At 62.8% G+C, this 12,722-nt stretch carries 13 protein-coding genes; 1 reads left to right on the top strand and 12 read right to left on the bottom strand.

Annotated features, from left to right (window positions below):
* Positions 1 to 287: 287 nt before the first annotated feature.
* From NKI06_RS11745 to NKI06_RS11705, 9 genes are all read right to left on the bottom strand, one after another.
* Positions 288 to 1,157, bottom strand: coding sequence for an SDR family oxidoreductase (locus NKI06_RS11745; protein ID WP_023815136.1), 870 nt, complete (start codon positions 1,155 to 1,157; stop codon positions 288 to 290).
* Position 1,158: 1 nt separating this feature from the next.
* Complete coding sequence (locus NKI06_RS11740; RefSeq protein WP_023695159.1) at positions 1,159 to 1,323, bottom strand: hypothetical protein; 165 nt, start codon at positions 1,321 to 1,323, stop codon at positions 1,159 to 1,161.
* A 23-nt stretch (positions 1,324 to 1,346) separates the two neighbouring features.
* Positions 1,347 to 3,113 (bottom strand): thiamine pyrophosphate-dependent enzyme, encoded by a 1,767-nt coding sequence (locus NKI06_RS11735; protein ID WP_352985370.1) that lies wholly within the window; start codon positions 3,111 to 3,113, stop codon positions 1,347 to 1,349.
* A 10-nt stretch (positions 3,114 to 3,123) separates the two neighbouring features.
* The gene (locus NKI06_RS11730; protein ID WP_023695157.1) at positions 3,124 to 3,285 is read right to left on the bottom strand and encodes a hypothetical protein; all 162 of its coding nucleotides are present in this window, start codon (positions 3,283 to 3,285) and stop codon (positions 3,124 to 3,126) included.
* Between the two features lie 479 nt (positions 3,286 to 3,764).
* Entirely contained in the window at positions 3,765 to 4,010 is a 246-nt protein-coding gene (locus tag NKI06_RS11725) for a hypothetical protein (protein WP_023699894.1), read from the bottom strand.
* A gap of 13 nt (positions 4,011 to 4,023) precedes the next feature.
* Positions 4,024 to 4,239 (bottom strand): hypothetical protein, encoded by a 216-nt coding sequence (locus NKI06_RS11720; RefSeq protein WP_023732308.1) that lies wholly within the window; start codon positions 4,237 to 4,239, stop codon positions 4,024 to 4,026.
* A gap of 193 nt (positions 4,240 to 4,432) precedes the next feature.
* The gene (locus NKI06_RS11715) at positions 4,433 to 5,560 is read right to left on the bottom strand and encodes an NAD(P)/FAD-dependent oxidoreductase (protein ID WP_023682771.1); all 1,128 of its coding nucleotides are present in this window, start codon (positions 5,558 to 5,560) and stop codon (positions 4,433 to 4,435) included.
* A 60-nt stretch (positions 5,561 to 5,620) separates the two neighbouring features.
* Positions 5,621 to 7,162 (bottom strand): amino acid ABC transporter permease/ATP-binding protein, encoded by a 1,542-nt coding sequence (locus NKI06_RS11710; protein ID WP_023667755.1) that lies wholly within the window; start codon positions 7,160 to 7,162, stop codon positions 5,621 to 5,623.
* Between the two features lie 94 nt (positions 7,163 to 7,256).
* Positions 7,257 to 8,099 (bottom strand): ABC transporter substrate-binding protein, encoded by an 843-nt coding sequence (locus tag NKI06_RS11705; RefSeq protein ID WP_352985433.1) that lies wholly within the window; start codon positions 8,097 to 8,099, stop codon positions 7,257 to 7,259.
* A gap of 214 nt (positions 8,100 to 8,313) precedes the next feature.
* Here NKI06_RS11705 and NKI06_RS11700 point away from each other — a divergent pair, with 214 nt between their 5' ends.
* On the top strand, positions 8,314 to 9,408 hold the full coding sequence (locus NKI06_RS11700; RefSeq protein ID WP_352985367.1) for a LacI family DNA-binding transcriptional regulator: 1,095 nt from the start codon (positions 8,314 to 8,316) through the stop codon (positions 9,406 to 9,408).
* Between the two features lie 177 nt (positions 9,409 to 9,585).
* On the opposite strand, the gene NKI06_RS11695 is transcribed toward NKI06_RS11700, so the two are convergent.
* Genes NKI06_RS11695 through NKI06_RS11685 form a run of 3 tightly spaced genes read right to left on the bottom strand, consistent with a single transcriptional unit; the run spans position 9,586 to position 12,715 of the window.
* Positions 9,586 to 11,004 carry an NAD(P)/FAD-dependent oxidoreductase gene (locus NKI06_RS11695; protein ID WP_352985365.1) on the bottom strand — a complete coding sequence of 473 codons (1,419 nt, stop codon included), beginning with the start codon at positions 11,002 to 11,004 and terminating at the stop codon, positions 9,586 to 9,588.
* Positions 11,001 to 11,864 (bottom strand): PfkB family carbohydrate kinase, encoded by an 864-nt coding sequence (locus NKI06_RS11690; RefSeq protein WP_352985363.1) that lies wholly within the window; start codon positions 11,862 to 11,864, stop codon positions 11,001 to 11,003. The genes NKI06_RS11695 and NKI06_RS11690 overlap by 4 nt, the downstream gene beginning before the upstream one ends.
* Positions 11,861 to 12,715: a sugar phosphate isomerase/epimerase family protein gene (locus tag NKI06_RS11685; RefSeq protein ID WP_352985361.1), complete on the bottom strand. Its 855-nt coding sequence runs from the start codon at positions 12,713 to 12,715 to the stop codon at positions 11,861 to 11,863. The genes NKI06_RS11690 and NKI06_RS11685 overlap by 4 nt, the downstream gene beginning before the upstream one ends.
* Between the last annotated feature and the right edge of the window lie 7 nt (positions 12,716 to 12,722).

Raw genomic sequence — 12,722 nt, 5'->3', positions numbered from 1 at the left:
TGGTCGCCAAATCAGTCTCACAACGCGACGGCGGCATGGCTGCAATGCGCCTATCAGGGACATTCACCCAGCGTTTGCCCCCCCGAAACCTGACGCTCCGGTGAACCCGGAATGAAGTCAGCTTCCCGTCTACCAACCTCCGGCTCAGGGCCTGGTGGGAGGCTTCGGCATGCGCCTCGACCAGTTTGCGGACGTGGCGGTTGTCCGCGATCCTGATCGGCATGAGCCTCGCCACATGTCGGTGTGCTACGGGGAGTGGGCGCCGTGGAGCTGGCAGGTACGCTTGCTCAAAGCATCGGCCGTCCACCGGTGACCTCGTAGAGTGCGCCGGTGGTGTAGCTCGATCCTTCCGAGGCAAGCAGCACATAGGTCGCTGCAAGCTCTGCCGGTTGCCCGGGACGCTTGAGCGGTGTGTTCTTCCCGAACTCCTTGACCTTCTCAGAGGGCATTGTCGACGGGATCAGCGGCGTCCAAATCGGCCCGGGAGCGACCGCGTTTACCCGAATGCCGCGTTCAGCTACCAGTCCTGCAAGTCCGGCGGTGAAGTTGGCGATCGCTCCTTTGGTAGTGGCGTAGGCAAGCAGTGCCGGCGAGGGACTGGTCGCGTTGATTGAGGATGTGTTGATGATGGTCGAGCCGGGTTCCATGTGCTTCACTGCTTCCTGGGACAGATAGAACATCGCATAGACATTGGTGCGAAAGGTGAGATCCCATTCCTCCGCGCTGATGTCCTCCAGCTTCTCGAACGACGCCTGGTGGGCTGCATTGTTGACGAGGATGTCCAGGCGCCCGCATTCATCGATAGCTCGCTGCACAAGCGACCGCGCGAAGATTTCGTCCGAGATGTCGCCGGGTGCGAGCACCGCCTTGCGCCCCGCTTCCTCGACCAAGCGCGCCGTCTCCTGCGCATCTTCGTCCTCTTCAAGATAGGAGATCATGACGTCGGCGCCTTCGCGTGCAAACGCGATAGCCACCGCCCGGCCGATGCCCGAGTCCGCGCCGGTGATCAGCGCGACGCGGTCCGTCAGCTTACCGCTGCCGCGATAGCTCTCCTCTCCGTGGTCGGGCCGTGGATCCATCTCGTCGGTGTAGCCGGGCATGTCCTGCTGCTGTTCGGGAAGCGGCGGCTGAGGATATTTCTGCTGGGCATCCTGCATGTCAGCTCCTTTTTTGGCTGGAGTTGCGGTTGTGTCGATCCGGTTCCGTGATTGGTCCCTTGGCGGCTTTCGAGCCACCGCCCCATTCCTCGGCCTTGCACGCTTGGTCGCCGCCCATGAGGTCCGGCGAACTGCGATTTGCGGTGCCGCTGTCGGTCTTGTTCAACTCGTGCTCCTTCTTGCGTGTCGTCAGTCTTTCTCGCCGGCGGTAATCATCGACCTCAGCGGCTCTTGCGCCACATTCGCCTCGATTTCCGCGCGTCCGGGAGTGTCCGGTAGCGCCTTGCGGAAATTTTTCGCATAATCCGGTGGCATCTTCGGTGGCATCATCGGTTCGTACGGGTCGACCACGGCCTCGATGACCACCGGACCCTCAGCAGCCAGGGCAGCGTCGAGAACACCTTCCACCTCCTCGGCGCGAGAGACGCTGTAGCCGATGCCGCCCATGGCTTCGGCGGCCATGGCGAAGTCGATGGGCTGGAGTTCGCAGGCGAATTGCGGGTTACCGAGGAACATCATCTGCTCCCAGGCGATCTGATTGAGCATGCCGTTCTTGAGCACGAGCACCTTGAGTGGGACCCGGTACCGAACTGCCGTCGAGAACTCTCCGAGCTGCATCGCGAGACCGCCGTCGCCGACGACCGCGAAGACCGGCCGGCCGGGAAAGGCCAGGCCCGCGGCGATCGCGTAGGGCAGTCCGCATGCCATCGAGGCCAGCGCGCCCGAGACGCCGAAGGCCTGCCCGTCACGCAGCTCGATATGGCGGGCCGCCATCTCGGTGTTCTGGCCGGAATCGGCAACCAGGATCGCATCATCGGGCAATCGTTTCCCAAATGCGCGTGTAACCACCTGGGGCTTGAGCGAAGTGGCGGCCTTTTGCTCCGACTGCGCCATCATCTCGCGCCAGCGTCGCATGCCCGCCTGCGCCTTCTCGAGGAAGCTGCGATCATCCTTGCGCTTCAGGCGCTTGTTCAGCAGTCGCAGCGTCACGGCGGCATCGCCGGCAAGGCCGGCCTCAACGGGATAGCGCAGGCCGATGCGCTGCGGGTCGCGCTCGATCTGCACCCCGCGCGCCTGTCCCGGCTTCGGGTAGTATTCGATGTAGGGAAAGGTCGAGCCGACGACGAGCAGCGCGTCACATTCCTCCATGATTTCCTGCGACGGCAGCGTGCCGAGAATCCCGATGCCGCCGGTCGTCAGCGGGTGATCGTCGGGCAAGGCAGCCTTACCGAGCAAGGCCTTTGCGACGGGGGCACCAAGCAGCTCCGCCGTCTCTTCCAACTCGTGCCTGGCACCAAGCGCGCCCCGACCGGCGAGGATCGCGACCTTTGTCGCCCCGTTCAGGATCTCGGCGGCTTTCGCAAGTTGTTCTTCGTCGGGAAGCCTGCTTCCTTCGAACCAACGATCCGGCGTATGCGACGGTTTGTTGCGCTTCGAGCGCTTGGCCTGGTCGAGCGTGTGCTCCTGCACATCGCTGGCGATCGACAGATGCGCAACGCCGCGACGTGCCAGCGCCGACCTGCAGGCGAGACCGGCCAGGCTTTCCATATGCGCCGCGTCGGAGACCTGCGCGTTGAAGACGGCGACATCGCTGAAGACGCGCGTCAAGTCGACATCCTGCTGGGTGAAGGTCTCGATAAGGTCGTGGAACTGCATGCCGGTAATGGCGAGCACCGGCGCTTGGTCGAGCTTGGCATCGTAGAGTCCCGTCAGGAGGTGTGTGCCGCCAGGGCCGGAAGTTGCGAGGCAGACACCGAGCTTGCCTGTCCATTTTGAGTAGGCGCACGCCATGAACGCCGCGGATTCCTCGTGCCGCACCTGAATGAAGCGGATGCGGTCCTGCCGCCCGCGCAGCGCCTCCATGATGCCATTGATGCCGTCGCCCGGCAGGCCAAAGATGATATCGACGTTCCAGTCGATCAGCGTCTCGATGAGGATGTCCGCGGCGGTCGGCATGTCTCAGTCCTTACCGCGATGCGGATCCCGCCGCCTGGCTGCTCTTGTTCGCGGTCTTGTCAGTCTTACGCTGGTCTTTGTTGCCGCCGCGATTGCCGCCATGCAACTGGTCGGAAGATTGAGCGGTCTTGCCGTCTTCCAAATTAGTGGCCATGCGCAAAGCTCCCTTCATCCGGCCTGCCTAACCAGAAAGTCGGTGAGATGTTCCGTGCCCGAAGGCAATGCCGCCTACTCAGGTGCCCAAGGGAAACGTGTCAGGTATTACCCTCGATGAGGCGTGTTCGGCAGTTAGCGGCTGAACAGGCGAGGTGCGATCGAACCAGACGAAGGCATCGAACTGCTGCGAGGCCGAGGATTGCACGTAGTGGCCGAGGCTGCCTGATCGCCAAAAGCGCTCGCGGCAGAGCTGGCCGATGTTCAGGTCGCGTCTTCGCAGGTCCCTATAGCCAGAGCGCAACGCCGCCCGCACCGTCCCCATAGGCGAACTCCTCGCACCCCTCGTCGACGAATTTCCCGCGCGGGATTCCGCCTCAGTGGCGAAAGGACTCGTTCGTCGCGCACACCGCGGCGGGCGATGTGCGCTTCGACCATGCGGTGCCTGGCGTGCCGGTAGTCTGGCATGGCTCCTCGATAGCCTTAAAGACGACAGGCTTAGTCGTCCTGCCTGCGCTTGTGGTGCTCGCTCTCCTGGTTTTCGCCGCGAATCATCTGGCGATCATCCTTGTCGGTCAATTCCACGCCCTCGTCGCGCAGATTGGCGCCGCCTTGCCGCGCCTCGCGCTCCTGCTTGGTTCTCTTCAGCTCATCCTCGGCATTGAAATCGTCGCCGGCATTGCTGGTGTTCTCGCGCTTTTCGATGATGCGCAGCTGCTGCTCGTGGGTCTTCCGGCCGGCCATGGCAAGGTGCCTCCTACTTGTTCGTGCGTCCGGTCTGGTCAGGGTTGATGCCGCCCTGAGGCGTCACATCGTTCTGGACATCGCCTTCGAACGTATTGTCCCCATCGAGAGCATCGTTCTCGTCGAGCATATCGCCGCCCTTGACCGCGCCCTTCGAGGTGCCGATTCCCGGGTTGTCTCGCAGATCCTTGTCCGTGGGCTGTTTAGTCTTGGGGTGTTGGTTGGTCATGGAATTTCTCAGCGCTGGTTGAGCTTGGACGAAAGACGGTCCTGGCGCTGTCCAACTTCAACGTGGAGAAAATGTTCCGGAACATATTCGCTGTGTCAGGTTCGGTGCGCGTAAGCGGCCAGGCGGCCGCCGTCTCGGCTAGCGAAACTCCAAGCATGCCACATTACATCCCATTCCGAGGCGAATTGGCGGGCTAAAGTGAAAATCGAGACGGTCGAAAGCTTGCAAGGAGTGGGTGCTCTGTTCCGGTGGCGATCTCGGTTGCAAGCAGTTCGCCGGCAATCAAGCCAAGTGTTGCGCCGCTGTGGCTGAAGGCGACGTAATACCCCTCGATCTCCCGCAACTGGCCGAAGACCGGCTCGCCGTCTCCGGGGATTGGCTTGGGCCCGACACCGTAGCTCTCCAATTCCAATTTCGGATGACCGTCGAGAACATTCGACGCTTCGTCGAGAAGCCCCTGGATGGTCGATGCTTTTACGCGATAAGTCCCGTCCGGATTGACTACCACCTGTTCTTCCGACCAGGCAGAATCGAGCGCGAGGGCGCCATCAGGCGTCGGCCGGATGGCGACACGCGGCGTGTTGAGCACGGCGCGTAGCGGCAAGTCGACTGGCTTGGTCCTGACCAGCAGCGCGATTGGTGTCCCATCGGCAATACGCTGACCGGCCACGGCAACCATTCGCGGCACATCCGCACCGGTCGCCAGAAGCACCGCATTGGCGGCGAAGCTGACCCCGCTGGTGGTGGTGACGCCGGTGGCGCGGCCGTTGGCGACGGTGACGGTAGCGCTTCCGGCCTCGGTGACCACCTGGCCGCCCCGCTCCACGAATTCCGCGATCAATATTTCGATCAGCGACGGCAGGTCGACCCAGCCCTCACCCGCGTTGAAGATCGCGCCTTGAGGCGTGACAGCGCTTGCGCAGACACCCGGCGTGACCAACCTTATGGCGTCCGCGGACAGATGCTGCGCATCATAGCCGAGACGTTTTTCGTGAGCGAAGACATCGGCGATCTCGTTTGAGGCATCGTCCGCATCCCACGTCAGGCCACCGTCGAAACGCAGCCAGGCGGCATCCGGGCATCGCGCCGACAAACTGCGGTAGCGGTCGATACCGATCATGCGCAGGCGATGATATTCAGCCGAGCGCCTGCGCGCCGAATTGATCCAGGCGAGCGAGCGGCCGGAAGCTCCCTTGGCGAGCGGTCCATCATTGACCAGCACGGTCTCGATGCCGAGCCTTGCAAGATGAACGGCCGAGGAGACGCCAAAAATGCCGCCGCCGACGACAACGACCTTGGAAACCTGATGTGATGCAGCCATGAGATATCTTTCACTGGTGGAGGTTGGTTTGGGCGGCCGTCTTGAAGGGCTCATGCGTGATCAAAGCACTTCGGCAAGGAAGTGCTTCAGACGTGGGCTTTTCGGCGTGTCGAAAATCGCGGCAGGCGTGCCGGCCTCGATGATGCGGCCTTCATCCATGAAGACGACCTGATCGGCGACCTTGCGGGCGAAGCCCATTTCATGTGTCACCACGACCATTGTCATGCCGCGCCGGCCGAGATCCGCCATGAGGTTGAGCACGCCCTTCACCAGTTCGGGATCGAGTGCGCTTGTTACCTCATCGAACAAGATGACCTCCGGGTCCATCGCCAATGCACGAGCGATTGCCACACGCTGCTGCTGGCCACCGGAAAGGCTCCCTGGACGATGGTGTTTGCGGGTCGCAAGCCCGACGTCGGCAAGGCGCGCCTCGGCGATGCGCTCAGCTTCCTGTACAGGGAGCCCCTTTACCTTGGTCAGCGACAGCATGACGTTTTCGAGCGCGGTGTGGTCGGGAAACAGATTGAACTGCTGGAAAACCATCCCGACACGCCGGCGCAGTTTTTCAGGCTTCATCGCCAGGATGCTCGCACCATCGAGCAACACCTCACCGCCCTTGGGCTCGACCAGGCGGTTGAGGCAGCGCAGCAGGGTCGACTTGCCCGAACCTGATGGGCCGATCACGCATGTGACCGTGCCAGGCTTGACTGCCAGGCTGACGCCTTTGAGAACATCGAGGTCGCCATAGGCCATGTCGAGATCGGTGATGGCGAGACTGCCGCCCTTGAAGCGGGGCAGCGCTGAGCGGGCATCAGAGCCGGCCTCCGAAGGTGCACTGCCGGTGGCGCCCTCCAGTTCGCTCACTTCGGCCAGGCCGCTGATGACGAGGCCGGCCTTTTGCTTTCCGACCCGCAGCGAGTTGTCGATGTAGTTGACCACATGGGTCAACGGCACGGTGATGACGAGATAGAACACGCCGGCCAGAAGCAATGGCGACAGGTTTCCAGTGACCACTGCCTGGTCCTGACCGACACGGAAAATCTCGCGCTCCGAGGCGAGCAGACCGAGGAAGTAGACAAGGCTTGAATCCTTGACGTTGCCGATGAACTGGTTGACGAGGGCCGGCAAGACGCGGCGGATGCCTTGCGGTATCACGATCAGGCGCATGCCTTGGCCGTAGCTCATGCTGAGCGCCCTGCAGGCCTCCATCTGCCCGCGCTCGACGCTCTGGATGCCCGAGCGGAAGATTTCGCCGATATAGGCGCCGGCGATCAGGCTCAGCGCAAGAATGCCGAGCGGAAAGGGCGAAGGGCCGAAGATTTCACGGCCGATGCGGGCAAAGCCCTGGCCTATCAGCAGGATGGTGACGATCGCCGGCAGCCCACGGAATATATCCGTGTAGACCCGCGCCGGAATGCGCAGCCAGCGCGATTGCGAGATGCCCATGACCGCTAGGATCATGCCGAGGATGACACCCAGCACCGTCGACGCGGCGGCGAGGATCAAGGTGTTCTTCAATCCGATGGTGATCATGCTGGGCAGCACGTCCGCCATGGCCTGCCAGTCGAGGAAACTGCGCCGCAGGTTTTCGAGCCAGTTCATTCGCCCCCCTTTTGGTTGCGCTATTCACATCGTCCGCATCAAGGACGGCGGCGTAATCCGGCCGCCGGCATGAAAGCCAGCGGCCGGGTACGGTCTACTTCTTGGGAAGATACTGGTCGGGCATCGGCGAGCCGGGGAACCACTTTTCATAAAGCGTTTTCCAGGTGCCGTCCTGCATGGCCGCGTGAAGGGCGGTGTTCAGCGCATTGCGGAGCTTGTCGTTGCCCTTGCGCAGGACGAAGCCGGCCGGCGCGTCAAAGGAAGGAATATTGACCGCGATCTTCAGGTTCGGATAGCGAAGGCCATAGTCCTTGGCAGCCTCGTAATCGAGGAAGTGGGCATCCACGGTTCCGTTGTTAAGCGCTGAAACGGCGGAGTTGTTGTCGGGGAATCTGACGAGATCGGTTCCGACAAAATTCTTCGCCGCGTAGATTTCCTGGAGCGTGCCTTGCACGACGCCGAGACGTTTGCCCTTGAGCCCGTCCGCCGCCGTGATCGACTTGTCGGCGGTAAGCACGGAGAGATAGCCTGCGATATACCCGTCGGAAAAGTCGACGGTCTTCTTGCGTGCTTCCGTCGTGCCGATTGCCGCGACCGCGACATCGAAGCGCTCGTTTGCAACCGAAGGCATAAGCGCCGAGAATTCCTGGCCGGTGAAGATCACCTGGTCGGTCTTGAATCCAAGGCGGCTCGCGACGTTGCGGAACAATTCGATGTCGAAGCCGGTGAACGACCCATCGGCCTGGGTGAAAGCGTAGGGTTTGGCATCGCCCATGGTTCCGACGCTGATGACCTTCGCATCAATGAGGCCATAGGGATTGTCATCCGCGGCGGCCGCTCCTGAAACCAGCCCAGCGCCGACGCACATCGCCATAAGAGCCATTGCGCCGGTTCTGACCGGGCACATCAACGACTTGAGAATTTCTTTGCTGCTCATGTCTTTCTCCACTCTGAAGGTCTGTTCTTCTTGGTATTTGCGTCGAGCCGCCATCTGGCGCGCCGACATGCCCTTGCCGAAATCACGGTCCGTCACGCCTCTCGGCTCCACTCCTTTTAAAGAGACCGGTCTCATATTGGCGTGAGACCGGTCTCTTTGCTAATCGTTATCGCCACGTTGACCTCCCGTCAACAACTCTTGTAGTCGTCATCCGATGAAAAGAACCGCCCCCAAGACCCCGTCGATAACGGTCAGCGACGTCGCCCGTGCGGCCAATGTTTCGAAAGCGACAGCCGCGCGCGTGCTCGGCGGATACGGCGTCGTCAGCGACATGATCCGCGCGGAAGTCATGGCCGCGGCCAAGGCCTTGGACTATCGTGCGAACGAGCTCGCCCGCAGCATGACGACCGGCCGCTCCGGCATCATCGGCGTGGTTGTCGGCGATATCGAGAACCCGTTCTTCAGCCTCGCGGTACGCGGCATCAGCGACGCGGCAAAGGCAGCCGGGTTCAACGTCATCCTGGCCAATTCCGGCGAGAAGATCGAGGCGGAAAAGGCGGCCGTGAAACTGCTCATCGGCAAGCGCGTCGACGGGCTGATCGTCACGCCGTCGGAATCGCGCGACATCGCGCACCTGCGCGATATCCACCGCTCGGGCCGACCGCTTGCCCTGCTGGATAGGGCGCTGGCAGATCTGGATGTCGATACGGTCACGACCGACGATCGCGGCATCGCCATGCTGGCGACCCGCTTTCTAGCGGATGCCGGCCACCGCAACATTGCCTATGTAACCGCGGTCGACGCCGAAGGGCGCGAGTACCGCGATCTCGGGCAGATCTACACCTCGTCGGTCCGTGAGCGCATCGACGGTTTCCTCACCGTGTGCCGAGAGGCCGGACTTGATCGGCCAGAACGCTTTGTTCGCCTTGGCGCGACAAGCCCCACCGAAACGCGCAGGGTTGCCGGCGAGATGCTGTCGGCGCCGGATCGGCCGACGGCGATCCTCGCCTCCGACAGCGTCATTGCGCTGGAGATCTTCAAGGTGACCCGCGAGCGCGGCCTGCGGGTTCCCGACGACATTTCGCTCATCACTTTCCATGATGCGGACTGGACGAGCGTCACCACGCCGCCCATCACCGTTATCGACCAGCCCGTCTACGCGCTTGGCAAGAGCGTCGCGGAATTGCTCATCCGGCGATTGAAGGGAGATTCCCGCCCGGCGGAAAGGCTCGTTTTGCCGACCGCCATCATTGCACGCGGATCCGTTGGCCCGCCCTCGGATGGAAAGCCGCAAGTGCGCCAAGCATAGGCCTGACGGCGGTACGGCCCACATGAATACGTTAGAACAAGGTCGACGCACTCCGCTTTAAGAATGTACGTCGATCAACCCAGCAAACACCCTGATCGCAATGCCGCGTCCACCGTCATCGGGACGGCACGTGCCGGCTCATGGTTTGAAGAGCGTGACGATGAGCGAGATGCCCGGCTACTTCTTGCGCCTGCCTGGCTTCAGGGCCGCCAGAAGACTGGTGATCCTGCCGGCGTTTCGGTTGCGGATCTCGGCCTCGTTCTTGCGGCGCACCGCGGCGCGGACAAGTCTGGCGCCGAGATATCGCAACGGCTCGGGCGGCAGCGACATGCGCCGCTCGATGCCGACCAGACCGCTTTCGCTCCAGCGATCCTTTCGCTCGAGCACCAGGCTCGCCAGAATGCGTCCGGCTATCGGCGTCTGCGCGATGCCGCTGCCGTTGAATCCCATGCCGTAGAAGATATTGGGATAATCGCGCAGGTGGTCGAAGACAGGAACGTGTTCAGGCACGCAGTCGATCGGCCCCGACCAGTCATATTCGATCGCCACACCGCGCAGCGACGGGTAGACCCGATGCAGCTCTCGCATATTGTCGCGGCCGTGCTCCGGGCTGCGGTTGAAGCTGGCGCCGAAATTTCCACTGAAGGCGACGTTGCCGCTGCCACGACCGAAGACCACCCTGCCCCCGATGGTGCGCTGGTAGTAGAGCACCTGGGCCTGGGAATCGCAGATCGAGGCACCGTCGCGCCAGCCGATGCTGTCGAGCAGTTCGGGGACGGCGGCAGTGGCAATCACCTCGCTGCCGACCACATAAAGATGCCGTCGCAGTTCCGGCAGCGCCGAAAGCCAGGCGTTGGCGGCAAGCACGATTTTGTCAGCCCGTACCGCGCCATGCGCCGTGCGCACCGTGCATGTCATGCCGGGTTCGATGGCGAGGACCGGGCTGCGCTCATGGATGATGACGCCGCGTGCCAGTGCCAACTTGCGCAATCCGATGGCAAGTTTGGCAGGATGGACCGTGCCGGCAGTGGTCTCGACCACGCCGACATAGGAGGCCGATGAACCGGTGCGGCGTTGAATGTCCTCGGCTGTCAGCGGGCTGAAACGGTTTTCTCCAACAGCCGCCGTCAAGGCCACGGCGGTCTCCCAAGCGCCTTCCTGCGCAATGGAGCTTGCTGTCCACAACCATCCGTCCAGCCTCAGGTCCATGTCTGTGGTGCCGTTTTGCTGCAGCGTCTTCAGCTCCGCGATCGATGCCACCGTGTCGGCGCACAGCAGGCGCGCTTCCTCGAGACCGACGACCGCACTGATCTGGTCGATTTCGGCGAACCATGAATGGACCTGACCGCCGTTGCGCCCCGAGGCCCCCGATCCGCACAGATCGGCTTCAAGGATGACCACCCGCGTTTGCGGCGCCAGTTCAAGGATCCGCAGCGCCGTCCACAGACCGGTATAGCCGCCACCGACGATCACCACGTCGGCGCGCTCGTCGCCTCGCAATGGCTCGGTCGCAGGGGCGGCAGCAATGTCCTGCAGCCAAAACGACTGGTCAGATGCAAGCGCGACCGCAGGCTGCCGCAAACGAAGTGTACTCACGCTTGGGCTCCCTGCGCATCGACAATGAAGCTGGCATATTTGGCTGGCAGCCAATCGGGTATCGGACGCGATCTCTGGGGAAACCCGCCAAGATGGGTGCAGGTCTGCGCCGCCGCGATCGACGCCCTGTGCAATGCCTCCAGGGCGCCGAGGCCGCCGAAATGGAAGCCGGCGAGGAAAGTGGCAATGAAACTGTCGCCGGCGCCACACGTATCCACGACATCGACAAGCGTCGCCGGCGCATGCACGACATTCGTGCCATCGTCGAAGTAGGAGCCGCGTCGACCACAGGTCAAAACTACCTGCCTTGCGCCGGCCGCCCTGAGCGCGCCCAGCGATGGCTCGATGGGAACATCGACATCGTCCGGTCCGGACGCAAACAAAAGCGGCACACCGTCGAGCGGCAGCGCCATATGGGCGGTCGATAGATCGATGCTGAACGGCACATGGTCCGCCACCAATCGTTGAACAAGGTGCTTGTTGGCGTTGGTGCCGAGATGCACCCAGTCGGCCGCGGCGATGACCGCATAATGCGCGGGCGCCGGCATGTAGTTTTCACCCACACCGAAGGATTCGTGCAGGAACTTCCGGTCGCCGGATTCATCGCGCAGCAAGGTGACGGCCGTATCGCCGGGACGCCGTTCGACGTCGTCCGGGGATAGGCCGGCACCTTGCAGTTCGGCAAGCACCACGTCGCCTTCGGGATCGTTCCCGACGGCGCCGAAATAGCGCGCGGACCAGCCGTTGCGCCGCCATTGCGCCGCGACATTCAAGGCATTGCCGCCCACCGTCATCAAGTTGTTGGTCAAATAGGCATCGAGGCAATTGTCCCCGACCGCGATAAGCTTCTTCGACCTCATGCCGGCACCGTTGCGCGATCGATATAGGGCGCGATGGCGCCAAGGCAGCGTGTCCAGGCTTTTACCGGATCGAGCGCGTAGGAGCCGTTGCCGAACGGCTCGAAGGTGAACTTTCCGGCATAGCCCAGGCGCGCGAGCTCGCTGACATAGTGGCCGAGCGGCAGCGTACCATCCCCCCACACCAGATGCCCGCCTGGTGTGCCGTCGACCAGATGGACATGCGCCAGACGCGAGCCGAACAGGTCGACATAGCCGGCCACGGTGTCGCCGGCCGTGGCCATGGCGACAGTGTCGAGCACGACGTCGATGTTTTCAGCGCCCACCTCGTCCAGCATTTGGCGCAGGCCTGCCGCATCATTGACGAGGTTGCTCTCGAACCGCTGCAACGGCTCGAGCAGGCAGCGCACCCCGTTTGCGGCGGCGCGCCGGGCGATCTCGCCGATCGAACCGACCGCGCGGTCCCATGCCGGTTGCCGGGGTTCGCTCTCGTAGCCCCGGCCGGGCGTCAGGAAGAGATAGCGGGCGCCAAGCGCCGCGCAGATGTCGGCTGCACGGCAAAACCGCTCGATGCTGTCCTGGCGCAGTGCGGCGTCGCCGGAGGCAATGTTGATTGGATACAACACCTGCTCAGGCGTAAAGCACCAGGCCGACAGCTCGTTGCCGGCGAGTACCCGGCGAACGGATTCGACACGTGCGTCCGTGGCGTGGAACAGGTCCAGATGCTGCGCAATCCCCCACAGCTCGATCTCGCGCAGGCCAAAGCCTCGGATCGTCCTGGCGACCTCATCGAAGGGGAAGTGCTGGAAGCTGAAATTGGCTCCGATCAGCTGATGAGCAGCGAGCTGCGGCATGAAGGCT

The organism is Mesorhizobium sp. M0772 (assembly GCF_040320135.1).
GTDB lineage: Bacteria > Pseudomonadota > Alphaproteobacteria > Rhizobiales > Rhizobiaceae > Mesorhizobium.
This window is presented reverse-complemented; position numbering and strand designations above follow the sequence as displayed.